The organism is Caballeronia sp. GACF4 (assembly GCF_023631025.1).
In the GTDB taxonomy this organism is placed as follows: Bacteria; Pseudomonadota; Gammaproteobacteria; order Burkholderiales; family Burkholderiaceae; genus Caballeronia.
This window is the reverse complement of sequence record NZ_JALQDW010000018.1, coordinates 281,660-306,019: the sequence shown is the minus strand read 5'-3', so window position 1 is coordinate 306,019 and position 24,360 is coordinate 281,660. Positions and strand designations below refer to the sequence as shown.

The following is a 24,360-nucleotide window of genomic DNA, read 5'->3' as shown; positions in this document are numbered from 1 at the left end:
GCTTTTCAAACCAAACTCGAACGACCCGCCTACCGCGAAGCCGTCTGCGCCTGCTCTCCTCGCGCCGCGATCTGCTTGCGCCATCCCGCGAGAATGCGCCGCGCCAAGGCATCGTAGTCGCCGCCGAAATGATGATCGCCTGGCAGCTTCACCACCTCGATCCCCGTCTTCGTCAGCGACGGACACAGCGTATCTTCCTCCTTCTCGCCGTAGATACATTGCACGAGCGCCGGCGGCAGCTTGTTGAGTTCGGGCCGTACCTTGAGCGCCTTGTCGCTTGCCGGCATGCCGAGCCAACCCGTCACGCGAATCTGAAAATCCGCCGACGGCGAAAAACCCATCAGCGAGACATACGAAACCTGATCGCGTACGTCGTCCGGCAAACGGTTGTAGGCAAACGGCATGACGTCCGCGCCGAACGAATAGCCAACCAGCGCCACATGGCTCGTATGCCAGCGCGCGTTGTAAGTGCGAACCACGCGCGCGATATCCGCCGCCGTTTGCTGCGGCGACTTCTCGCTCCAGAAATAGCGCAGCGAATCGATGCCGATCACCGACACGCCATCGCGCTGTAGCGCAAGCGCCATCGTCTTGTCGAGATCGCGCCAGCCGCCATCGCCGGAAATGACGATGGCAAGCAGATCCGTCGGCTGCGCGGCGCGCAACTCGATGAGCGGCAGATCGGACACGTCATGCTCGCCCGCGACCTCCGCCTTCTTCAGATGCGGCGCCGCCATCGCGACGATCGCATCGGATTTGCCGCGGCCCGGCTGCACCGCATCGCGCGCCATGAAGCCCGGCAAACCCTTCGCGTGGATGATGGTCGGGTCGGGCGGACACGGATTAAAGCGCGCGTCGAGTTGAGTATCCGGCGCAAGCGATATCGCGCCCGCAACCGTATTGTCCGGCGCCTGCTTGAGCGCCTGCTCGGCGAGAATCGCGCCTTGGCCCGTGCCCGCGAAAATAGGCGAGTAATAGTGGCTCGCCTGCACCGTGCGTTCGAGCTGATGGCTCATGCTCTCGGCGTCGCCGACGAGGTTGTGGCACTTCTCTTTTTCCGCGGTCAGGCGGGCGGCGTAGCGCGGCGTATCGACGCCGACGACCATCGCGCCTTTCGCGGCGAGCGCATCGGCGGCTTGCTGATCGCTCGCATTCCAGCCGCTTTTCTCGGAGAACAAGACGACGAAGCCGGTCATGTCGCCCGAAGGCTTGGTGAGCGTGACCTGGCCATAAGTGCCACCCGAAATCGTGGATGCCGCGTGAGCCGCGCCCAGCATCGACATGCCGGCAAGCGCCGCCGCAATCAGTTTCTTGCTATTCAAAATCATGAACGCCAGCCTCCCGCCAGAAGCGAGAGGTCCGCCAAAGTGAAAAATACGCCAACCGAACCGGACGCCGCGAGGTAACGCGGTTCCCAGCGCGGCTGGAACTTGCTTTTGAATCCGCGCAGACCGCGGAAGTTGTAGAAGCGCCCGCCGAAACGCCACACAAGGCCCGCCAGCCGATGCCAGTGCGATGCCAGCGGCGTCGGCTCCATCCCCGACAGCGGCGCGATACCGAGCGACAGCGACTTGAAGCCCGCTTCCTTCAAATGCAGCGCGAGCTTGGTGAAGAGATATTCCATCGCGTACGGCGAAGCCTCGGCGACATGGCGCATCACGCCGACGGTCGCTTCGGTGTTCATGTCCGTCGTCATGAAGGTGACGAAGGCGACCGGCGCGCCCTGCTGACGCACGAGCAACACGGACTGCGCCGCCAGATAATCCTCGTTGAACGCCGCCACCGAGAAGCTTTTTTCGCGCGCGGAACGGCTGTCGAGCCAGTCGTCGGAGATGGTGCGCAGCATCGGCATGCATTCGGCGACACGCGACGGATCGATCACTTCGGTATCGAAGCCATCACGTTCGCCGCGCTTCAACGCATAGCGCAGATGCGACCGATGCGAGCCCTTCAGATCGAATTCCGACAACGCGACGTGCGCTTCCTCGCCGAGCTTCATCAGCGTGAGGCCGGCGTCGAGATAGAGCGGCAAGGCATCGGCGCGCACCTGGTAGAACGCCGCGCGGCCGTTGTGCGAATGCGCGAGCGCGACGAATTGACGGATCAACGCGGCCCACTCGTGGCGCGGCCCGACCGGGTCGTGCAGCGCGGCCCACGTGCGGCCATGTTTCGCGTACATCAGGAAAGCCTGGCGCGACTCGGAGAAGAGGAAGCTCTTGTCGCCCATCATCGCGAGACCGGCGTCGCTGCGCTCCTGCGCGCGGAAGATGCGCGCGGCATCGGCGAGATCTTGCGGCGCGGGTTTCTCGAAACGGCCTGCCGCCGGACGCAGCAGTTGCCACACCGCGAACGCCGACGCGAACACGCCCGCCGCGAGCGTTGCACGCAAGGCGCGAGGCGCGCGGTCGTCGAAAGCGAACTGCCACCAGAGATCGGTGTTGTAGGCGACGTCGCGGAAAGCGAAGAACATGATCCACACGGCAACTGCGATCACCATGCCGATAGAAAACAGCCAAGTCGCCGTGAAGCGCTCGGCGAACAGCGACGAGCGGCGGTTGAACCGCTCGCGCGTCGCGACGAGCAGGAGGATCAGGACCGCGAGCACGCCTGCCTCGACGAACGCGAGACCCTTCGCGAGGGACAGCGCCAGATTCGCCACCGCGAGCATGAGCGCGAGCCACCACGCCGCATCGAGACGGCGCATCAGGCCGCGCGCGACGAACAACAGGAGCACGCCGAGCACGCTGCCGAGCAGCTGCGAGCTCTCCAGCACCCACAGCGGCAGCACGGTCTGCAAGAACGCAATGCGGATCTTGAAGGCGGGCGTGGCGCCGGAGATGACGAGCATGGAGCCAGCCGCGAAGGTCACGATCGACAGAAACAGCGGCGCGAGTTGCGAAACGCGGCTCGGCCGCAGGAAGCCGAAGCGGCCCTTGAGCGCGCGGCCTTCGAACGCGGTCATCACACCGGCGGAGAGGATCAGCGGCAGGCCGAAATAGATCGCACGATACGCGAGCAGCGCGGCGAGCACGTCCGGCGTCCGGGCGCTGCTGCCGAGCGCGAAGACCATCGCCGCTTCGAACACGCCCACGCCGCCCGGCGTATGACCGATCATGCCGAGCAACATGGCCGCCGAAAACACCGTCATGAATTCGCCGAAGCCGACCTGCGCGCCCGGCAACAGCGCCCACAGTGCGAGACCGGCGCCGAACACATCGACGACGGCAAGCGCCGTTTGCGCCAAGAAATCGCGGCGCGACGGCACCGTGAACGCGAGCCACTTCCAGCGCGACTGCAAGGTGCGCGGCGCGCGGCCGCAAAAGACGAGCATCGCGACGAACACGGCGAGCAGCGCGGCGCCGATGATCTGCAGGATCGTCGGCGAAAGATGCATCATGCCGGCAAGCGTGCCCGCCGAGAACAGCATGCCGGCCGCAGCCATGAAGGCGAGCGACAAAGCGAGCGTGACGCCCGTGAAGACGGAAAGGCGGCCAACCTGAGCCGGCGTGACGTCGGCCGCGCCGTACACGCGGCAGCGCACGGCGCCGCCCGTCAGCGCGCCGAAGCCGGTCACGTTGCCGAGCGCCGATCCCACCGTCGCGCCGACCCACAGAAGCGAACGCGGCACGCTCACGCCAATGTGCCGCAAACCGACGGCGTCGCGTCCCACGAGCGCGGCGAAACTGAGCGCGGTCGCGCAAAGCGCCGCGAGCCACGCCTGCGGCGTCGTCGCTCGCAGCGCGTGCATCACCGACTGATAATTGACCGCGCGCGAAAGATGCTCGAAGACCACGAGCAGCAACACGCCGACGATTACCGTGAGCGCAGGCGCGGCGAGCCGCTGAGGATCGGAAACGATGCCGCTGAAACGAGCGGGCATCGACGTGGCGCGAAGCCGGGAGAACAACTTTCTGCGAGACATGCGTTCTTTGGAACTTGCCCGCGCTCGCGTGGGCAGGGATACTGCCCGGCGCGAGCGCTGATCATCGTTATCGGGAACCGCGCAACCTTGCGCGGTCGCAGCGCTCGTTCGGCTCGTCTACACTTGCCGCCCGTGCTCGCGCCATACAAAAGGCTTCAGAGCGAGAAACGCCTGTATAACGGCGACGGTTGACCCAACTTGACTAATATTGGGACAACCACGGGTAAGAACGTGGAAATCGTGAGCTGGAGCGGTTTCGCAAGCGGCCGACCATGCTCGAATAGCAAGAACTGGCGGGTTTACGGTTCGTCAGCCTTGCGGTTACGATCGACGGCCACCGCATCGGCACGCCAGTTTCGGCGCACGGGGCGCAGATTAAGCGGATACTGCAGAGAAAGTCATCGGAATTATGAGAAAAATTGTCACAACCTGTGCAGCAACGTGTTTTGCTCTCGTCCTTGCATCCTGCGCAAGCACGGACGACGCCCTCATCAAGACCGTGCCGATTGGTTCCGGCACCTCGCAGCGCGCGCCCTACGACTTCGTGGAATGCGCCAAGGCCAGGTGGATGCCGATTGGCGGGCGCGTACGCGAATACTCGCTGAGCGCGGATACCGAAGCGGTTTCGGTGGCGGGAAAAGGCGGTGCATCGACCGTGCTGGCCGTCGCGCAACAATCCGCGGGCGGCACCGGCTACACGATTTACGGGGATATCGCGGTCGCGAGCCGCTATGTGACTGCGGCCCACCTTTGCGACTAAGCAACTAGAAGGCGTTCAAGACGGCTTGCCGTCGCGCAGATTCAAGCCTGCGAGGTGCGTGCCGACGATGCGTCCAATCAGATAGCCATCCGACGCGCACGCGTTAGTACGCTCCTTGCCGTCCCACTGGATCTTGTACTGGTCGTCCTGCGAGTGCACGGCGGATGCATCGAATTTGCGCTTGTCGACGCGGCCACCGCTGCGCGCCGCCTCAGCGATGAGCCGATTCCAGGTGAGCGCGTAGCCGTAGCGCACGCCGTCGGCGAAAGCGTCGGTATCGCAGACTTGCGAGGGCGGCGTGGTCTTCACGGTCGTGTGGAACCCGCTAGTGCCGCCGATCACGATACGCTGCTCGCCCGGCGGGGACGGTGCCACGGGCTTGGCGGCAGCACGCGCCGCCTGTGCTGCCTGAGCCGCGGACGCGGCAGATGCCGCGGCGGCCGCATCGGCATCGGCCTGTTGCGGAAGGGGCGCGCAAGCGCCAAGTGCCAAGGTCAGCGCCATCGCTACCGCGTAAGCTGCGCCGCCGCGCCGGAGTGTGCTGAATCTCGAACCGCTATTCACCTGCAGATTCCCGTCTTGAAATAAACGGGCTCTACCTTAACACCGTCGTCGGATTCGTCCGAATTTTGAGAAATGGGGACGCGGCGCTTTTGCGACGGATTTTCCCAAACCCAAACGACGACGCGGACGCCCTCTCGGTGCGCCCGCGCAGCATTGGCAGAGAACCGCCTCAGGAAGCCGACGACGTATTGCTCATCGGCATCTCAATTCCTCGCCGCGCCATTTCCACGATGAGGAACGTGCGCCGCGTGACGTGAAAGCGCGCCAGCAAGTCGCTGGAATACTCTTTCGCCGTGTTTTCGCTGATATTCATCTTCCGCGCAATCGCCTTATTCGATAAGCCCTGCAGAAGATACCGCAAGGTTTCGGTAAGCCGTGGCGGCAAGTCCAGCGATTCGACGGTAATCCCAGCGTGAGGCGTGACCGGACGCGGACTATGACCGCCCTTGCCGAGTACCGTGTTCGGCAGATAGACGCGGCCGTTCAGGATAGTCTTGAGCGCCTCGCGGAACACGCCAGCGCCCTGTTCGCTACCCTTGGAAATGAATCCGCACGCGCCGTTCTTGATGCACTCGAGCACCGTATCGCGGTCGTCCTGGGCTGAAAGCATGACCGTCTGAATTTCGCGATCTTCCTCGCGGATCCAGTTGAGCAAATCCATACCCGTGGTCTGACCGCGCAAGTGGTAGTCGAGAAACATCAGGTCATACGAGTTGGCCGACAACTTGGCCTTAGCCTGCTCGAAACCGTCCGCTTCGTCGATTTCAAGCAAAGGCTCGTTCGCCAGGATGAGACTTTTCATCGCGCTCCTGGTCAGCCCTTCGTCCTCTACCAGCAATACATTTTTGAAATAACCGTTTTCCATTGCAAAGCTCCGAGAACGGTTCCGATATTACGCGTTCGCTGATTGACTTCCACCCTCCCTTCGCAGGGATACATTCGGCAGTCTCCCAAAATCCCCTGAACCCCCTACCCGTGCCGGGTGTTGGACAAAGCACGGCCGGTCAAAAATGCTCGGCATCGAATCAACCAAGAGATCAACCAAGACCGGGAGGATGAGATGTCAAGCAGTCAAGCCAACAACGAACGGGAGTTCGCGTTGTGGCGAATGAAGCGGGCTCACACGGGCGATGCGCCTCGGCGCGTGCTGGTGGCTCATAAGGATAAATCGATCGGTGAATCGCTCGCCGTACAGCTTCGCCTGAAGGGCCTGCAGGTCATTCTGTCGCAGGATCTCAAGTCAGTGCGCGCGCTCGTGAATAGCTGGAAGCCGCAGGCGCTTATCGTCGATACGAGTCTGGACAGTGAGTCCGGCTACGTCTTTATCCGCACGCTGCGCATGGATGTCGATGTCACCGGGCGTCTGCTCGTCGCCCTCAGCAACGTTTTACCCGCCGATCCGGTGCAGACGCTGAAGGAAGCCGGCTTCGACGCGCATTGCCGCAGACCGTGTTCGACGTGGCGCATCGTCGAAATGGTCGAGGCATTTTTCTCCGCGCCGGCCACACGCTGACGCTCGAAACGGGAGGTGCCGCATGAACAGGGATGCTTGCCTTTTAGCCGGGGGCATGTTGCCGGCCAATGCATCGCGCATGCGGCACGCCGTGGCGGCGCGCGTCAGGCGCCGGCGCCGGCCGGGCGTTCGTCCCGGCTCACGCCGGTTGCCATCACGAGCGACACCGCTTTTTCACTACCTGGCGCAATGACGGCGACGCCCGTCCCGCGCAAGCCCCGTGCGTCGAGATTGAAACCATCGCTCACGTGCGACACGGGCTCGACGCACAGATAGCCCGCACCGGCCGGGCAGTGCACGACGACGTGATCGAGCGTGTCGCCGGCGTCGAGCGAAAGCGTGCGGCCGTCGGCGAAATTTAGCGTCGCGCGGCCGCTCCATCCGCTCAGATAGCGCGTGTACCCTTCCTCTTCTCGTCGATGCCGGCGCGCCGGCGCTTCCCCCGATGGCTCGACTGCGATCTCGCTTTCATGCCGCCAGTCGACATTCGCATCCAGTTCGGCTTCCTGCGCCGCGAAATACGGATGAAAGCCCATGCCGACCGGCATCGGCCGCGCGGAACGGTTCAACACGCGCATCGACAGCCGCGCACCCTCGGCGTTCGCCTGGATAACCTGCTCCGCTTCGAACGGCCACGGCCAGCCATGATCGTCCTCGCGATGCACATAACGCATCACGATGCAATCCGCGTCATGGCGCTCGACCTGCCACGCCGCGTATTGCCCGAAGCCATGCAGCGCGTGCGCCATGCCCGGAAACGTCGACAACTCGACACGCTCGCCATCCGGTGCCGGAAAGCGCGCATCGCGCACGCGATTCGAAAACGGCACGAGCGGATAGCTGCCGCCTTTCGGCCAGGTATCGGCGGGCCAGCCTGAAAGCGTGATCGGCACGAGCCAGTCTTGCAGACCGCCGGCGAATCCGGTGGCGAAGCGCGTGATGCGCCCGCCCGCCGACGGCGCCACTTCGATGACATGCGGCCCACTCGCAATCGTCAGACGCGGCTCGGCCGCGAGCGCCACGACATCACGCGGTCCCATCACTGCCGCTGCTCCTTCACGCGCGAAACCAGTTGCGTCGGACTCACGAACTGCAGCGCAATCAGCACCCAGATCAGCGTGATCGCCATGTAGATCATCGCCATGGCGTCGATGGATTGCGGCGCTCGCACGCCTGTCGAAAACACCGCGTAGTAGAGCGCGACGACGAGCGTCTGCGTGGTCGGTCCCGCCGTGAAGAACGTCAGCTCGAACATGCCGATGGTGCGCACGAGCACGAGCAAACCGGCCGCGAGCATGCCCGGCACGAGCAGCGGCAGCAAAACATAGCGGAAGTAACGCGTCGTGTTCGCCCCGAAGATGCGCGCCGCCGATTCCAGATTCGGATCGATCTGCTCGATGAACGGCGTCATTACCAGAATCACGAACGGCAGCGCGGGCACCAGATTCGCGAGGATCACGCCCGTGAGCGTGCCGGCGAGATGGAACTTGTACATCACGGTGGCCATCGGAATGCCGTAGGTGACGGGCGGCACCATCAGCGGCAGCAGAAACACGAGCATGGCAAAGCGCTTGCCGGGAAACTGCACTCGCGCAAGCGCATACGCAGCGGGCACACCCAGCACGATGGACAGCAGCACGACCGCGCCCACCACTTCCATCGTGACGAGCAGCACACTCGACAATTGAAAGTCGCTCCACGCCTGCGCGTACCAGTGCAGCGTGAAACCTTGCGGCAAGAGCGTGCCGAACCAGCGCGTCGCGACCGAATTCACCGCGACGGTCGCAATCAGCAGCAGCACGTTCAAGAGGAAGAAACCCATCGTCGCCCAGACGAGGGCTTTCCACAACCGGTCGGGCAAGCTAGCGCGTTGTTTCATGTTCTTGCCTGGCTTCGATCCTTCGCCGAGGGTGGCGGCCGGCCAGTTCTGGGCCGCGCGATTGTCGGTAGCCATTATCCCTTCCCTCCGGTTACAGGACCGGTATAGAAGAAGCGCCGCGCGCCGAGCATGCCGCCCACCACGAGCAACTGCACGAAGCCCATGACGAGGGCGATGGTCGATGCCAGCGAGTAATCGTAAGTCTCGAACGCAGCTTCGGATGCGGCGATCGAGATCACGCGCGTGGGACCCGCGGGCGCGCCGAGCAGCACCGCCGACGGAAACACCGAGAACGCCTGCACGAACGAGAGGCACGCGGTCATCGTGAGACCGGGAAGCAACAGCGGAAAGTAGATCTGCCGGAACTGTTGCCACGGACTTGCGCCGAGCGTGGCGGCCGCGCGCGCAAGCGTCGGGTCGATGCCCGTCACATACGAAAGCGTCAGCAAAAACGCAAACGGAAAGCCCGACACGATGAGCGAAATCAGCACGCCCCAGTAGTTATGCGTGAGCCGGACTTCATCGCCATAAAGATGCAACGCCTGCACGGCTTGCGGGAACCAGCCGTTCGGGCTGAAGTACGTCAGCATGCCATCCGCGATCAGCACGGTGCCGAGCGTCACCGGAATGACGAGCAGCGTGGTCGCGAATTTCTGATACGGCGACGAGCGCCGCAACGCAAATGCGACCGGCACCGAGACGCCGACGTTGATGAGCGTCGCCGGCACCGCGAGCTTGAGCGTCACGATGATCGTCGGCCACATCGACGTATCGGTGAAAAACGTGATGTAGTTGGCCCACGCGCTGCCGCCGTTCATCGGATTGAACGACAGCATGAGACCGTAGGCGAACGGATAGATGAAGAGCGCGACGATGAAAATCAGCGCCGGCGCGACGAGCCAGCCCTTCGGATCGCGCTGGACGGGAAGCGTGGCGATCATTTGTCTTCTCCGTACACGAGCGTCTTCGAAGGCGCAACGCGCAACGTGATGCGCTCGCCTTCGCTGTACTCGCCCGCAATGCGCGCCCACAGCTTGCCGAACGCCGTGTTCACGATGACGAGCGAATCGCGGCCGCCGTATTCGACGATCTCGACGAGCGCGTCGAACGCGTTCGGCTCGCCGGGCGCGGCGCGTTCCATGTCTTCGGGCCGCAGCGCGACGCTGACGTTCTTGCTGTCGAAGCCTTCCATCGGCATGCCGAGCAAACGCACGCCGTTCGCGATGACCGCGACGGATTCGCCCTGCGTGCCTTCGAGCGTGAACGGCACGACATTGCGAAAGCCCATGAAGCGCGCGACATGCAGGTTCTTCGGCCGCGAATAGACTTCCTTCGGCGCGGCCACTTGCTGCACCGACCCCTCTTTCATCACGACGATGCGGTCGGCCATCGACAGCGCTTCGTCCTGATCGTGCGTCACGTAGATGGTGGCACGTTCGAGCTTGCCGTGAATGCGGCGGATTTCCGCGCGCATCTCGATCCGCAACTTGGTGTCGAGATTGGACAAGGGCTCGTCCATCAGGACGAGCGGCGGCTCGATCACGATTGCGCGCGCAATCGCCACGCGCTGCTGCTGGCCGCCTGACAACTGGCCGGGCAACTTTGCGTCGTGCCCGATCAATTGCACGAGATTCAATGCGGCCTTGGCGCGCTTGGTGGCTTCCGCCTTCGCGACGCCGCGCATCTTCAGGCCGAAGCCGACGTTATCCAGCACCGACATATGCGGAAACAGCGCGTAGTTCTGAAACACCATGCCGAAGCCGCGCTTCTCGGGCGGCAACACGTCGATACGCTTGTCGTCCAGCCAGATGCCGCCGCCCGTCAAAGGCTGCAAACCGGCGATGCAGTTCAGCGCCGTCGACTTGCCGCAACCCGAAGGCCCGAGCAGCGCGATGAACTCGCCGCGCTGGATGTTCAGGTCGAGTCCTTTCAGCGCGGCGAGCTGCTGCCCTTCCGCATTGGTGAAACTGCGCGAGACCGAGTCGAGACGCAACTGCTCAAAATCATGCTTCATGGCGAAACCCTTGTGCGAAGCGGCGGCGTCCGATGAGGAGCGCCGCCGCTTTATCAATGACGCGGTATCGATGCCTGGCGTCGATGCTTACTTCGTCTTCGCCGCGCCGATTTCACGGTCCCATTTCTGGAACGCGGCGACCATCGCCTGCGCGTTGAGCGGCACGACGTGCGGACGGTCGGCAAGCAACTTCGCGTATTCCGGCCGGCCAAACTTTTGAATCACTTCCTGACTCTTGGCAGGCGCGGCCGACAGCGGCACGTCCTTCACGGCGGGGCCGGGATAGAAATAGCCGTCGTCGTATGTCAGTGCCTGCTGCGCGGGCTCGAGCATGAAGTTCATCAGCTTGTAGAGCACGTCGAGCTTTTCCTTGGGCACGCCCTTCGGGATCACCATGTAGTGGGCGTCGTTCACCCAGGTCATGTTGTCGAAGGCTTGCACCTTGAATTCCGCCGGCACGATGCCGAGCGCGCGCGGGTTGATGTCCCAGCCCGTCACGGTCACGGTCATGTCACGCGTGCCCTCGCCCAGTTCCTTCATCACCGCCGACGTGCCGCCCGGATAGTAGGGAATGCAGTCGTTCAGTTGCTTGAGGAAGGCCCAGGTCTTGTCCCAGCCGTTGACCGGATCGGTCGGGTCCTTGTCGCCGAGCACATACGGCAGACCCATGAGGAAGGTGCGGCCGGGACCGGAATTGGCCGGGCGCGCGTAGATCAGCTTGTTCGGATGCGCCTTGCACCACGCGAGCAGTTGATCCGGCGTCTTCGGCACGTCGGTGACCTTTGCGGGGTTGTATTCGAGCAGCGGACCCGCGGGCATGTAGGTGACTTCCAGGCCGTAACCTTGCGCGATGTCCTGCATCTTGCGCGGACCCGGTGCGTACTTTTCGAGCACACCGGGGAACGCCTTGGCGTTATCGGGCAGCAGCTTTTCCCACAGACCTTGCTGTATGCCGGCCGCGAGCGCATCCGTGCCCGTCACGACGAGGTCGATGTCCGAGCGGCCCGCGCCCTGCATCGCCTTGATCTTGCCCGGCAACTGCGGCGCGGGCGCGTTCGTGAAGGTGATGCTGGAAACGAGATCGGGATACTTCGCCTTGAAGGCTTCGAACCCCTTCTGCGTCAGTTGAAGATTGCCCGCAACGTCGACGATGTTGATCGATACCGGATCGGCCGCATTCGCCCCGCCCGTCGCAAATATCGCGCTGACGGCGACGCATACCGCCGCCATTTTCACTGACAGTCCTGCCTTGAAAGCCATTTCGTCTCCTCACGTCTTTCGCAAGGCCGGTTGTTTTATTGGTGCCCGGCCTGGGTTTGCTTGCTCTGATTTTTCGATACTTCGCGATTCCGCACGTTGCAGCGCAGCCGCGCAATGCTTCCTTTTACTTCGGAAGTTGAAAAATAGCTAACGCGATCATCGTATGTCAAGCAAATCGACGGGAGCAGATCTTGTTTCCCAACCGGGTCAAACAGGCGTTGACGCTTTGTCTGCCGATGTTTGCTGCGCGCTCTCGGGATATACCCCGAGCGACTTGTTTAACCGCTTTTAACTGGCGTTTCCCGTGAAGGCGCCGCATTACGCACTCAAGCGATGGCGCGGTCCATTCCAACGAGGTCGCGCGCTTCCTTCGCGATGGCAGGCAACTCCGCTTCGGGCGAGCCGCTCAGGAGCGGCAGAAGCGGCCCCATATCCGCGATGCCCGAGAGCGTCACGGCGTCATGCAGGACGCGGATGAGCGAGATTTCGTCGCGTAGGGTTTCGAGCGGGAGGAAGCGGTTATAAAGCTGGCGAGCCTCGTCCATGCGACCGGTTTTCACGGCGTGCAGCAACGCCGTCACCGCGTTAGGCGCGATGCAGCCCGAGCCCGTTGTCCACGCAGCGAGTCCGAATTCACGCACGTGGGTGATCGCCGGGCGCTCGCCCATACCGGACACGACTTTCGCGGCCGGAACGCTTTGCAGCAGGCGGAGCAGATACGGATCGACGGCGGGATCGGCACGCACAATCGCGTACTTGACGGCCAGCAACGTACCGTCATCGATGAGTGCGGCGAGCGTATCGACATCGACATAATCTTCGCTCTTGATATATAGCGTGAACGGCATGCCGGCTGCATCGACCAGGCGCTTGAGGCCCGTCGCCACGCCCTGTGGCGTCGTGAATCCGGCAAGCGGGAGCACCATCGCGGTACGGAAGTCCGTCTGCGAAAGAATGTGCGCCTGGTCGAGCATTTTTCCGTAGTCCGGACCGATGGCGGGAATTACGCGCGTCTCTTGCCCCGCAATCTCGGCAAGCATGTCAAGCAACTCGCGGTACTCGCTCACGGCAACGTGATAAAGATTCGCATTGCCGCCGTATAGGAGCGTGCGCACGCCGCCCGCTTCTATATGCTCGACCAACTTGCGGTTTGCATGAGGATTCAACGAGTAATCGACATTTCGTGCGAGCGGCGGCACGGCCATGACGGACTCAGAAAACTCGCTTACGGTAATCGGTTGGATGTTCACGGCGCCTCGCGGTAGTCGTCTGGAACGATCGAAAGTAGCAAGGCACCCCAAAGTTGTCAAACAACTTTTCTGTTAACTAGGGTTTCCCCTTGAACCTATCGATACGGTCGTATGACATCTACGCCTAACTGCCGAACATCCGATTCAGCGCATTTTCGAGATGCGACTTCATAGCTTCGCCGGCTCGTGACGAATCGCGAGCACGAATGGCATCGAGCACATCACGATGCTCGCGCTGGACGAGACGCTGCCGCTCGACTGTTTTCACGAGCGACAGGTTTCGCGACAGGTTCATGCTGAAAACAATCTGCTCCTCGATAAACGAGAGCACCGTGATGAAGAACTGATTCTTTGATGCCTTTGCGACCGCAAGATGAAACGCGAAGTCGTCTTTCGCGCCAATGCCTTCTTGCGCCTCCACCACGCGTTCGAGCTGTTCCCAGGCGGCTTCGATGGCGCGGATGTCGTCGTCATCCGCCTTAAGCGCGGCAAGCTCGGCTGCGCCTGCTTCCGTGACTACGCGAAATTCGTAGCATCGGCGAATGTCTGACAGCGTTTCTAACGGAGCGAAGCGCCGCACATCCGGGTCTGGACGACGACCGACAGTAGTGCCCGATCCGCGCCGCGTGACGATGATGCCGTCCGCGCGCAGTCGCGCCAGTGCCTCGCGCACGGTCGGGCGCGAGGTCGCAAAGCGTTCGGCAAGGGCGTGTTCTGTCAGAAGACGATCGCCTTCCTTGAACTCGCCTTCCATGATGCTGTTGAGGATATCGCTGTAGATTCGGTCGGCGAGACCATGCGATTTACGCTCGTTCATGTGTACGCTGGACGTGCTTGTCAGAGTAGGGAACGATTGTAAGGCAAATTTTTGCGTTGTCGCGATAACGCGTGAAGGCCGACGCACGCCATGCTGCGTCGGCCTTCTTCACTTCACTTCACTTCACTTCACTTCACTTCACTTCACTTCACTTCACTTCACTTCACTTCACTTCACTTCACTTCACGCACCGGGCGTTACCACTGATGCCCCGCTCCGATGGTGAAGCCGACATTTCCGGAACTGCTTGTATTGCCGGAAGCCTTGATTACCCAACTCTCGTCTTGCGTAACATGAGAGATGCCGAGTGCCGCGCCGGAGGCCCCGGCGTAACGTGCGCCGGCCAACGCGACCATGGTCTTGCCCGGAGCGGTAGGCTGCGGCAGTCCGGCGGAAGCCATCGCGGCTGCGATACCGCCATAAGCCGCTTTCGCCATGTTGTTGATCTGGCCTTGCACGCCCGCGATACGCGAGTCGGTATAGTTCTGCGCCTGTGTGGAAGCGAGATTCAACTGACTCACATTGACCGCATCGGTACTCTGCGTGCCCGCCGCGACGTTCGTGATCTGACGTTCGTTACCCGCAGACCCGACCGAAACCGTATTTACTCGATCCGCCACTGAGTTAGCCCCGAGCGCGACGGAATTGTCCGCAGTAGCGCTGGCATTCGCGCCCATGGCAACGGAATGCACGCCTGTCGCGCTAGCGACTTCAGTGTTGACATCGCCTTGCGCGGCGAACATTGGGTTGCCACCGCTCATGGCGATGTTCGTCACGCGATCGATTGCGGCATTCATCTGGTCGACGTTGACCGCGTCGTCGCTCGCAACACCCGCAGCAACGTTGTGGATTGTCGTGCCGCCTGCGACGTTGTTGCCGAGCGTGATGCTCGAGTAGTTGGTCGACCCGTCCGCGTTGTGGTCATAGGTCACGGAAGTATTGGTCGTGCCATCTCCATTAATGAGACCGGCGCCCTTCAACTGCGAGACGTTGACGGCATCGGTATCCTGCGTACCGGCTGCCACGTTGATGATCTGACGTTCCGCGCCCTTCGATCCGACCGACACGGTGTTTGCACGATCCGCCAGCGAGTTCGAGCCGAGCGCCACCGAGTTGTTCGCGATAGCCTGAGCATTGCCGCCGATCGCCACCGATTCCGCACCCGTGGCCTGGGAGTCCTCCAGCACCGAATTGGCGTGGAAGTACTTGATGCCGCCGCCCGTGTTGATGTTGTTGAGCGTCTCGTTGATCGTCGAGATGTCGGTCGTGTTCTGCGTGACGCGGCCGTCGAGATTGGTAAGGGCGTCGCCGACGTTGTTGAAGGTATTACCGTCCTGGAACGTGTACGTCGGCTTAGTGATGGTGCCGTCCTGATTTACGGTCGAACCGCCGCCGAGGGCGTCGGCCGTGCTCGATGCAGTTTTGTAGAGTTGGCTGCCATTCACCGCTTCAAGGCTGTCCGCGCTCACTTCACCTGCGTCCACGTTCTTGATTTTGACCGGCGTACCCACATTGCCCAGCGTGACCGTCTTGTGGTCGCCGTCGTCATATTGGACCGCGTTGGCAATGCCGGTCGAAAGCGACGTCATGCTCGTCGACACCGATGTCGAGAGCGTAAACAACTGCCCGCCGTTCACCGCTTCATTGCTGCCCGCAGCCACTTCGCCATCGGCAACGTTCGTCAGCTTGACCGGGGCGGCGCCGGTGTCGCCCAAGCGAACCGATGTGTGGTTAGCGTCGTCGTATTGAACCGAGTTGGCGACGCCGGTCGAGAGCGAGGTCATGCCCGTCGAGATTGAATCGACGCTCGTCGACAGCGACGTGACGCTGGTCGAAATGCCGTCGATGTTGGTCGAAAGCGAGGTCATGCCCGTCGACACGGATGACGACAAGTTGTACAACTGACCACCGTTGACCGCGTCCTTGCTGTCTGCTGCTACAACGCCGTCCTCAACGTTGTGAAGCTTCACGGGCGTGCCGGCGTTGCCGAACGTGACCGAGTCGTGGGCCGCGTTGTCATACTGGACGGCGTTCGCGAGACCAGTGGAAAGCGACGCCACCGATGTCGACGTCGATCCCGACAGTGTGTCGATACCTGTTGAAAGCGACCCGACCGTCGTGGACATCGAAGTGGAAAGCGTATCGACACCGGTGGAGAGCGAGGCGACTGCCGTAGAGGTGGAGGTCGAGAGCGTGTCCACGCCCGTCGAGAGCGAGGCAACGCTCGTCGATGTCGACGTCGAAAGCGAATCCACGGACGTGGACAGCGTGCTGACACTCGTCGACACTGAATCGACAGCTGTGGACAGTGTGCTTACGCTTGTCGAAATCGAATCCACCGAGGTCGAAAGCGAGCCGACGCTCGTGGACACCGAGGCAACGCTCGTCGAGGCCGACGTCGAAAGCGAATCGACGCTCGTCGACAGGGAACTAACGCTGGTCGCGGTTGCCGTTGAAAGCGAGTTGACTGCGGTCGAAGTGGATGTCGACAGCGTATCGACGCTGGTTGACAGCGAATTGACAGAGGTCGAAGTGGAAGCCGAAAGCGATTCGACGCTGGTCGAGATGGAGCCCGTGGTCGTCGATACTGAAGCCGAAAGCGTGTCGAAGCTCGTGGACAGCGAATTGACGCCAGTCGACACAGAATCGACAGTTGTGGACAATGATCCAACACTTGTCGACACGGAATCGATGCTCGTCGAAAGCGAAGCGACGCTCGTCGAAGCGGAAGTCGAAAGCGAGTTAAGGCCGGTCGAAGCCGACGTCGAAAGCGAGTACAGTTGGCTGCCGTTGATGGCGTCCGTGCTCGAGTCTGTTACATCGCCCTTGGCTATGTTGGTCAGCTTCACTTCAGAGGCGCCGACACCGCCCAGGGTGACCGAGTCATGGCTTGCGTTGTCGTATTGAACCGAGTTCGCGAGACCCGTCGACAGCGATCCGACAGCGGTCGAAGTCGAGATGGACAGCGTGTCCACACTCGTGGAGAGCGAGCCGACGTTAGTCGACAGCGAGTTGACCGTGCTCGACACTGCAGTCAACCCGGTTGACAGCGAGGTCACGCCCGTGGAAACCGAAGTCGAAAGAGAGTCGACGCCCGTAGACAGCGAGTTCACGCTCGTCGACACTGAATCGACAGTTGTAGACAGTGAGGTTACCGCGGTCGAGGCCGAGGTGGACAGCGAGCCTACAGTGGTCGAAGCCGACGTCGACAAGGAATCGATACTTGTCGATAACGAGGTGGTCGTGGTCGAAACGGAGGTCGACAAGGAGGCTACGCTCGACGAAGCCGAGGTCGAGAGCGAGTCGAGGCCCGTTGAAGCAGACGTCGAAAGCGAATACAACTGACTACCGTTGATGGCGTCCGTGCTTGAGTTTGTTACATCGCCTTTGGCGACGTTGGTCAGCTTCACTTCGGTAGGCGCGGCGACACCGCCCAGCGTGACGGAGTCATGGCTTGCGTTGTCGTACTGAACCGAGTTCGCGAGACCCGTCGACAGCGATCCTACGGCAGTCGATGTCGAACTCGACAACGTATTGAGACCGGTGGACAGCGAACCGACGTTTGTCGACAGTGAGTCGACGGTAGTCGACACCGAGGTCAACCCGGTCGACAGCGAGTTCATCCCCGTGGAAACCGAGGTCGAGAGCGAGTCGACACCCGTGGATAGGGAAGTCACGCTCGTGGATACCGAATCGACGGTCGTGGACAGTGACGTCACCGCCGTCGATGAAGAGGTAGACAGCGAGTTCAAAGTACTTGAAGTCGACGTCGATAACGAGTCCACGCTCGTCGACAAGGAAGTGGCCGTCGTCGAAACCGTTGTGGATAACGAATTGAGACCAGTGGAAACCGAATCTACGGTGGTGGAAAGGGAAGCAACCGTTGTCGACACCGAACTGACTGTCGTCGATAAAGAGCCGACCTGCGTGTTCAGCCCGTTGATCGCCCCGCCTACGTCATGATAGGTCGTTCCGGCTACAGGATAAGACGGTGGAGAGATACTTGCGCCGCTCACGGACGCGCCGCCGCCCAAACTAGACGCGGTCGTCGAAAGAGCCAGATATAACTGAGCACCGGTCACGCCATCATGACTTCCTGCTGTCAGTCCCCCCGGCGCCATATTCTGAATTTTGTTGTTGCCCATGTCGAACGTGGTACCGGTACTGATCGAGAAGGTCGATGCAGTGACCGAGATATTGCCGGGAGTCATTGTCATGAGGGTCCCGCCCCCGGCTCCCATTACAAGTGTATTGGAATCAACAGCGACGGCGTAAGCGCCCATTCCCCCGCTTGCTGAATAGGCAACCAGACCCGCTCCAGGGTGATTGGTGCCATCACAAGCCACGGAAGACGTTTGCACGACGTTCCCTGCGCCTTGGTCACTCAGGCAACTGGCCGGCGTGTATCCGTCCGATAATACACCGACGGAATACCCACTCCCCGCCTGCGCGCTGCCCGCAGCGAGTGCGAACACCGCCAACACTGCTGCGTTTGTTCGGCCACGCTTGCTTTTGGTCCGCGCATTTTCCGCTGCGGCAACCCAGCTTTCCGATGCCTGACTCCAAACCACGCGATACGTCTTATTCATCAAAACCTTCTTCGAGTTCAAGTTGAAATTCTTTTTCTTCGTGATTTCCGACACGGACTGATGTGCTCGTAATGAGCAACACGGCGCTTGACCAAACGCGACATAGACCGCTTGGCTCGGGGCCATCGGATAAACATGAAGAAGCAATAATCGTCAGAGCTTCGATTATTTAGGTTTCCAAAACCTAATCACGCATGTCAGAGTGTCACCAGGACATGGAGCCTCTGACATTCCTCAATCGCGCGGCAAGAAGTCTCTATCCACGCTTGGATTTTTGTCTTATCGAAGCGTTTTTTCCATTCAGAAAGTCTTAAAAATGCATCGAATATCTGAACGTGCTGAACGATGTATTTGCCGAAAATCAGCGATGTATATATACGAAGAAGATCTAGCAGGCGATATGGCCATTCAATGGCCATTAGGCAGTTAAAAGATGAGTCAGCAGGAAATTAAACAGAACTTGTGCGTATTGGAAAGCGTTACCAGTATGCGAAGACACGCGGTAACCGATGCTGCATGCGCATGCGTCAAACATAAGCGACAACATCGCCTATCAACTTGCGATGAATAAGCGAGACAGCAAAAAAAAGCGCGTCGCGATTTCTCGTCGACGCGCCCTTTCAAGCAATTGAAACTTCAAAGAGACAACAACTGCCGCGCCTCCTTCGCGCTCGCCACCGGCCGGCCATACTCCGCGCACAGCGACGCCACGCGGCTCACCAGTTGCGCATTGCTCTTGGCGAGAGTGTCTTTGTCCCAACGCACGTTGTCCTCCAGACCCGTGCGGCAGTGGCCGCCGAGTTCCAGCGTCCAGTGATTCACTTCGAGTTGATGCCGGCCGATTCCCGCAGCCGTCCATGTCGCGTCGGGCAAGAGTTTGCCCAACTGCTCCACTTCGAACTCGAGGATTTCGCGACGCGCCGGTAATGCATTCTTTACACCAAGTACGAACTGCACGTGAACCGGCGACTTGAGCAAACCTTGGTTGACGAGGTCATAAGTGCTGTAGAGCATCGCCAGATCGAAGATCTCGATCTCGGGCTTTACATCGTGGTCGAGCATGGTTTGCGCGAGCGAACGCACGAAGTCTGGCGGATTTTCATACACGATGGTCGGGAAATTCACCGAACCCGTCGCCAACGAAGCCATGTCGGGTTTCAGATCGAGCATCGCCCCACGCTGCTCGAAAGATCGGCCGCGTCCACCTGTCGAAAACTGAATGATGATGTCCGGACAGTGTTTGCGGATGCCGTCCTGCAATTCTTCGAAGCGGTGACGATCCGAGCTCGATTTCTCGTCTTCATCGCGTACGTGCAGATGAACCAGCGTCGCGCCGGCTTCATAGGCTTCGAGCGTGCTTTCGATCTGCTCGGGAATCGTGGTTGGCACAGCGGGATTATCTTTTTTCTTCGGTACCGAGCCCGTGATGGCGACCGAGATGATGCAAGGATCAGTTGTAGGCGATTGCGTCACGTTCGTGCTCCTGTGAGGCGCCGATCTAGTCGCCGGCGGTTCGGTTAATTTTAACTAACTAGTACGTTTAATATGTTGCTGGATCGTACGAACCGTTGCAAGCCGCGCAAACCCTTATTCTTATGGACCCAATGGATCTCACGTTCGTGCTTTTTCTGACTCCGACAGTGGAGCGGTTGTCGCTCCTGGGCCAGCAACCGTCTTGTCAAACTACCAGTCGGTAATCGCCGGCCATCGATCGCGCGAAACAAGCGGGCCCCGTCTTGCGCTTTTTGCCTGAGCGATTAGTAACTGTCGCATTCGCAGTTGGCGACACCCCTTACCGAGCCAACTGCGTGCCAGCGCCCCGGCAATCGCACGCCTTGCGGCGACGACCCGCGTGTTCATAGTAAGCGCTCCTTCGAGGTCATTTATTTCCGGCAAAATGCCGTGAGTTCACGATAGGTCGCGTATTCGCCCCAACCTCGAGAACGCCAAGACAACGGCAAAAACTCCGATAGCGGCGTCCGCCAGTAGACGCCCTGACGCTTACACACAGTATAGGAGGCGGCCTTTGCCGGCTGTCGATGTGACGTTGGCCTTTTGTATGCCGCGACGCCGCATACGGCATGCAAAATCGCATTCGGCGCTCTCGCTTGGAATTTGCGAATCGTGTTTCAGACAGTGCGAGACTGCAAAAGCTTTAGTGCGGCTGTAATCGGTGCCGGTGCAAGACCGCGCGCAGGGAATTTGCCCGCGAAACTTCAAACGGTCGGTTCAATGCGTATGCTGCATTCAATCGACCAAATGCAGAATGCAAATTGACGCGGCGCACGAGCGGCTCAAGGGAACCAAACGCCACCAAAGCACTTGGCACAGACGAAGTGCAACGGCCCATTGGCATTCAAAATCCAATGCGCCTATCGAACGATGACGACAGGCGGGCGATAAACCGGCGGCGCATAGATCACGCGCGCGGCCGGCGCCACGACATAGGTCGGCGCGGGCGCCGCCACTACGACCGTACGCGGCGGCGGCACCGCGACGGGCGTCACAACCACCGCATGTCCTGGCACGTAATAAGTCGGAGCAGGCGGAGGCGCGTAGTAATAAACCGGGCGCGGCGGTGGCGCGTAAATCACCGCGGGCCCAGCATACGAAACGACGACTGAAGTTCCCGCCCATGCGCTCCCTGCGCAAGTGAGGGCAAGGGCGGCAAGAGCGGAGATACTGAGCAGACGAACTTTCATGGCGATGTCCTTGAGTCTTGAGAGGAAGGCGGCGACCAGCAATGCCGGCCAGCAGAACGATATCGAACGACCGCGAAAAACGTGAGCGCAAACATGTTTCACTGGATGTCGAGAAAGACTTGCCGGACGATGCATGACACACGGCGACATGATTCGTCGTTTCCCCGAGATTGCCTTCGCTACGCGGCTCAATAAAATGTCGTCACTGTCTGGCTGCATCGAATTCACGGAGAACCGACATGCAAAAGATTCCACGAGCGTGCGTGGCCGGCATTCTCGGCTTCACAATCGCCACGGCGGTCTTCGCACAAACCGCCACGCAGCCAATGGGCGCAAGTCCGCATATCGAGCAGGTCATGCACGGTCTGCAGACGCGCTTCGCAAGCGCCAACACCACGCACGACGGCAAGCTCACGCGCGCGCAAGCATCGTCCAGCATGCCGATGGTGGCTCGACATTTCGACGAAATCGACACGCAAAAAGCCGGCTACGTGACGCTGCCGCAGATCGAAGCCTTTATGCATCAGCATGCCGCGCAACGCTAACGGAGATCGCCGATGGAAGCACTTCCGAAAATCATCGTGCTCGACGACGAAGCCGAACTGCGCAACATGCTGCAACGTTTCCTCACATCGCAAGGCTTCGAGGTGCGGGTCGTGGAAAACGGCAAGCGGCTCGACCGCTATCTGCAACGCGAACCATACGACCTGCTCGTGCTCGACTGGATGATGGAGCCGGAAGACGGATTGTCGGTATGCCGGCGTCTGCGCACCGAAGGACACACGCTGCCCATTCTCATGCTGACGGCCAAGGGCGATCCGGTGGACAAGGTCGTCGGCCTGGAGACAGGCGCCGACGACTATCTCGCCAAGCCCTTCCTGCCGCAGGAACTGGTGGCGCGCGTGCGAGCGCTGCTGCGCCGTCAGAAGATTGCAGCGGGCGATCCCACGCTCACCTCGCAAGTACTGCGTTTCGGCGAGTTTCGGCTCGATCTCGGCAAGCAGCAGATTACGCGCAGCGGTAATGCATTCGAAATGCATTCCGCGCAGATGCAGTTATTGCATGCACTTGGATCGTCACCGAACCGCGCCGTGAGTCGTGACAACCTCATCGCCCGCACGCGCGGACGCGATCACGATGCACTCGATCGCAGCATCGATGTCCAGGTGCTGCGTCTTCGCCAGCTCATCGAGGAAGATCCGGGCAAGCCGCGTTTCATCAAGACGGTATGGGGCGTCGGCTATATGTTGCTTGCGGACGTGGAAACGTGAGCCTCGCGCCGCGGTCCCTTTTTGCACGCAATATTCTTTTGCTCGTGGCGCTGGTGGCGGTGAGTCAGGTATGCGCGCTCGCCGTGCTGCTCCATTTCATTCAGACGCCGCGCATCGAACGGGCGGCGACCACATTCGCGGCCTACATCGAGACGCTCGATACCCTTCTGAAAGCAAGCCCGCCGCAAGCATCGAATTCCATCGCCGCTCATCTCGAAGTGCGCGCCGCCCTGCCCGAGGACGCGCGCGAGACGCCCGAAGAGTCGCGCTTGCGCTTCTATCGCACGTATCAGCGTCAGACTTTCATCGATAGTTTGCGAGCGCATCTGCCGCCAGACATGCTAGTGCGCTGGGAAAGCGGCGCGACGGCGGCGGATGGCCAGCAGCGCCTCTGGATACGTGCGCATCTGTCCGGCGAGCCACGCTGGGTCGCCCTGCCCGTGCCGGAAGCCGCGCACGACGACGGCCTCGCCACGGCCCTGCTGCTATCGCTCGGCCTTGGGGCGCTTGCAATCGCGACCGCGTATTTGATCCAGCGGCATTTGAATCGCCCGCTCGAACACCTCGCCGATGCCGCGCGGCGCCTCTCTGCCGGCGATGAACCCGGCGTCTTGCCGATAGACGGCCCCACCGAGATTGCCCAGGTTAGTCGCGCGTTCAACCAAATGAGCGCTGCCCTGAGCGAAGCGGACGCCACGCGAGCACTGATGCTCGCTGGTATTTCGCATGACATTCGCACCCCGATGACGAAGCTGCGCCTTGCGATGGCGATGTCCTCGGCGAGTGCGGCGGACGCTCACTTCACGGCATCGGCGGAAGGTTATCTGGATCGGATCGACAGCATCCTCCAGCAGTTCATGGACTATGCAGGGAGCGGTGCCAAGGAAGCGCCGGTCGTGGGAGACATAAACGCATTGATCTCGAATCTGGCAGCGGATTTTGCGGGCCTTGGCCAGGAGTTCGCGCTTACGCTCGGGCCCATAGAGCCGTTCGCCTTCCGTCCCATCGGCATGATGCGCGTACTGATGAATCTGATGCAGAACGCCATACTCTATGGCGTCGTCGGACTCGAAGTGCGTAGCTGGACCGATACGCGATTGCATGCTGCATGCATTGTGATCGCGGATCGCGGAAAGGGGCTTGGCGGTGAGGACCCGGAAGCGCTCAAACAGCCGTTCAAGCGCGGCGGCGGCGAAGCGCAGCCAAAAGGCACGGGATTGGGTCTGGCGATCGTAGAGCGCATCGCTCGGCAGCACGGCGGAACGCTAGTTTTGCGGGCACGCGATGGTGGTGGCGCTGAGGCGTGCATTGTCTTGCCGCTTGGTATTTAGAATTCATGCGCGGCTCAACAGTATTTTGCATTCGTTCCCCGGTGAGCCCATACTGTTCTCGTAAGATGAAACGGTCGCGCAGCAGGACGAAATATCAAACTGCCTGCGGTGCCTGTGGCTCGCGCCCACATCCCTTGAATCAAAAATCGTCAGCCGGTTGCCATCGACGCTCCAACTTGAAGACGCTATCAATCTGAATAGATGGACCGCGCATATCGTCGACCGAATACCCATAGCGAATCTGAGTTGCTGCAGTGCAATGAGCGTGTTCGGCGTGTAGGTCCGGTATGGGGCACGCAGGCATGCTGTTGGGGCGCGGGCTGACGAGGTAGTGCATTCATCGACAACGCAAAAGTACCGCCATGCCTCCGAAGCGTCAGATTGGCGTACTAAGCTTCACCATCGTGCAGGAGCTGAGGTCGGCATCGCACTTGCTTTAAGTTGACCGCGTTGTTGTGCGCCGCAGCACTCATGGCGTGGAGCCATAC

At 60.9% G+C, this 24,360-nt stretch carries 21 protein-coding genes and 1 pseudogene; 6 read left to right on the top strand and 16 right to left on the bottom strand.

Translation table 11 applies throughout. From position 1 onward, the window contains the following. Nucleotides 1–29 precede the first annotated feature (29 nt). Nucleotides 30–1,328 carry a virulence factor family protein gene (locus NCR40_RS16460; protein WP_250466868.1) on the bottom strand — a complete coding sequence of 433 codons (1,299 nt, stop codon included), beginning with the start codon at nt 1,326–1,328 and terminating at the stop codon, nt 30–32. Next, a complete protein-coding gene (gene mprF / locus NCR40_RS16455; RefSeq protein WP_250509984.1) occupies nt 1,325–3,922 on the bottom strand; it encodes a bifunctional lysylphosphatidylglycerol flippase/synthetase MprF in 2,598 nt (865 codons plus the stop codon). Before mprF ends, NCR40_RS16460 begins: the two co-directional genes overlap by 4 nt. Before the next feature lie 499 nt (nt 3,923–4,421). On the opposite strand from mprF, the gene NCR40_RS16450 reads away from it, so the two are divergent. Beyond that, nucleotides 4,422–4,682 carry a hypothetical protein gene (locus tag NCR40_RS16450; protein ID WP_250466865.1) on the top strand — a complete coding sequence of 87 codons (261 nt, stop codon included), beginning with the start codon at nt 4,422–4,424 and terminating at the stop codon, nt 4,680–4,682. A gap of 15 nt (nt 4,683–4,697) precedes the next feature. On the opposite strand, the gene NCR40_RS16445 is transcribed toward NCR40_RS16450, so the two are convergent. Together NCR40_RS16445 and NCR40_RS16440 are read right to left on the bottom strand one after the other, a co-directional pair. Beyond that, nucleotides 4,698–5,186 (bottom strand): hypothetical protein, encoded by a 489-nt coding sequence (locus NCR40_RS16445; RefSeq protein WP_250466863.1) that lies wholly within the window; start codon nt 5,184–5,186, stop codon nt 4,698–4,700. Between the two features lie 229 nt (nt 5,187–5,415). After that, a complete protein-coding gene (locus NCR40_RS16440) occupies nt 5,416–6,111 on the bottom strand; it encodes a response regulator transcription factor (RefSeq protein ID WP_284503325.1) in 696 nt (231 codons plus the stop codon). A gap of 195 nt (nt 6,112–6,306) precedes the next feature. Between NCR40_RS16440 and NCR40_RS16435 the strand changes: the two genes are divergently transcribed. After that, nucleotides 6,307–6,759, top strand: a complete 453-nt coding sequence (locus NCR40_RS16435) for a response regulator (protein ID WP_244828312.1) — start codon at nt 6,307–6,309, stop codon at nt 6,757–6,759. 104 nt (nt 6,760–6,863) lie between these two features. On the opposite strand, the gene NCR40_RS16430 is transcribed toward NCR40_RS16435, so the two are convergent. The 8 genes from NCR40_RS16430 to NCR40_RS31630 form a co-directional block, all read right to left on the bottom strand. Next, on the bottom strand, nt 6,864–7,799 hold the full coding sequence (locus NCR40_RS16430) for an aldose epimerase family protein (protein WP_250510288.1): 936 nt from the start codon (nt 7,797–7,799) through the stop codon (nt 6,864–6,866). Continuing rightward, nucleotides 7,799–8,713, bottom strand: coding sequence for an ABC transporter permease (locus NCR40_RS16425; protein WP_250466862.1), 915 nt, complete (start codon nt 8,711–8,713; stop codon nt 7,799–7,801). Before NCR40_RS16425 ends, NCR40_RS16430 begins: the two co-directional genes overlap by 1 nt. After that, nucleotides 8,713–9,579, bottom strand: coding sequence for an ABC transporter permease (locus NCR40_RS16420; RefSeq protein WP_244828314.1), 867 nt, complete (start codon nt 9,577–9,579; stop codon nt 8,713–8,715). Before NCR40_RS16420 ends, NCR40_RS16425 begins: the two co-directional genes overlap by 1 nt. Beyond that, nucleotides 9,576–10,652 (bottom strand): ABC transporter ATP-binding protein, encoded by a 1,077-nt coding sequence (locus tag NCR40_RS16415; RefSeq protein ID WP_250509983.1) that lies wholly within the window; start codon nt 10,650–10,652, stop codon nt 9,576–9,578. Before NCR40_RS16415 ends, NCR40_RS16420 begins: the two co-directional genes overlap by 4 nt. Before the next feature lie 87 nt (nt 10,653–10,739). Further along, nucleotides 10,740–11,882: an ABC transporter substrate-binding protein gene (locus tag NCR40_RS16410; RefSeq protein WP_250510287.1), complete on the bottom strand. Its 1,143-nt coding sequence runs from the start codon at nt 11,880–11,882 to the stop codon at nt 10,740–10,742. 356 nt (nt 11,883–12,238) lie between these two features. Further along, on the bottom strand, nt 12,239–13,162 hold the full coding sequence (locus NCR40_RS16405) for a dihydrodipicolinate synthase family protein (protein WP_409014871.1): 924 nt from the start codon (nt 13,160–13,162) through the stop codon (nt 12,239–12,241). Nucleotides 13,163–13,286: 124 nt separating this feature from the next. Further along, nucleotides 13,287–13,979 (bottom strand): FadR/GntR family transcriptional regulator, encoded by a 693-nt coding sequence (locus NCR40_RS16400; protein WP_250466855.1) that lies wholly within the window; start codon nt 13,977–13,979, stop codon nt 13,287–13,289. A gap of 197 nt (nt 13,980–14,176) precedes the next feature. Then, nucleotides 14,177–17,602, bottom strand: coding sequence for a YadA-like family protein (locus NCR40_RS31630; RefSeq protein ID WP_502801001.1), 3,426 nt, complete (start codon nt 17,600–17,602; stop codon nt 14,177–14,179). Between NCR40_RS31630 and NCR40_RS16380 the strand changes: the two genes are divergently transcribed. After that, nucleotides 17,523–17,942 carry a hypothetical protein gene (locus NCR40_RS16380; protein WP_250466848.1) on the top strand — a complete coding sequence of 140 codons (420 nt, stop codon included), beginning with the start codon at nt 17,523–17,525 and terminating at the stop codon, nt 17,940–17,942. The genes NCR40_RS31630 and NCR40_RS16380 overlap by 80 nt on opposite strands. A gap of 53 nt (nt 17,943–17,995) precedes the next feature. On the opposite strand, the pseudogene NCR40_RS31475 reads toward NCR40_RS16380, so the two are convergent. From NCR40_RS31475 to NCR40_RS16370, 4 genes and pseudogenes are all read right to left on the bottom strand, one after another. Further along, a pseudogene (locus NCR40_RS31475) lies at nt 17,996–18,568 on the bottom strand (ESPR domain-containing protein); the annotation flags it as partial. Between the two features lie 636 nt (nt 18,569–19,204). Further along, complete coding sequence (locus tag NCR40_RS16375) at nt 19,205–20,041, bottom strand: 3-oxoadipate:acetyl-CoA acetyltransferase (protein WP_250509980.1); 837 nt, start codon at nt 20,039–20,041, stop codon at nt 19,205–19,207. 284 nt (nt 20,042–20,325) lie between these two features. After that, nucleotides 20,326–20,400, bottom strand: coding sequence for a hypothetical protein (locus NCR40_RS31470; RefSeq protein WP_502801000.1), 75 nt, complete (start codon nt 20,398–20,400; stop codon nt 20,326–20,328). A 540-nt stretch (nt 20,401–20,940) separates the two neighbouring features. Beyond that, complete coding sequence (locus tag NCR40_RS16370) at nt 20,941–21,270, bottom strand: hypothetical protein (RefSeq protein ID WP_250509979.1); 330 nt, start codon at nt 21,268–21,270, stop codon at nt 20,941–20,943. Between the two features lie 239 nt (nt 21,271–21,509). Between NCR40_RS16370 and NCR40_RS16365 the strand changes: the two genes are divergently transcribed. The 3 genes from NCR40_RS16365 to NCR40_RS16355 are packed head-to-tail and all read left to right on the top strand — an operon-like array spanning nt 21,510 to nt 23,872. Further along, nucleotides 21,510–21,815: an EF-hand domain-containing protein gene (locus NCR40_RS16365; RefSeq protein WP_244828329.1), complete on the top strand. Its 306-nt coding sequence runs from the start codon at nt 21,510–21,512 to the stop codon at nt 21,813–21,815. 12 nt (nt 21,816–21,827) lie between these two features. After that, on the top strand, nt 21,828–22,541 hold the full coding sequence (locus tag NCR40_RS16360) for a response regulator (protein ID WP_244828331.1): 714 nt from the start codon (nt 21,828–21,830) through the stop codon (nt 22,539–22,541). Then, a complete protein-coding gene (locus tag NCR40_RS16355) occupies nt 22,538–23,872 on the top strand; it encodes an ATP-binding protein (RefSeq protein WP_250509978.1) in 1,335 nt (444 codons plus the stop codon). The genes NCR40_RS16360 and NCR40_RS16355 overlap by 4 nt, the downstream gene beginning before the upstream one ends. Nucleotides 23,873–24,360: the final 488 nt, after the last annotated feature.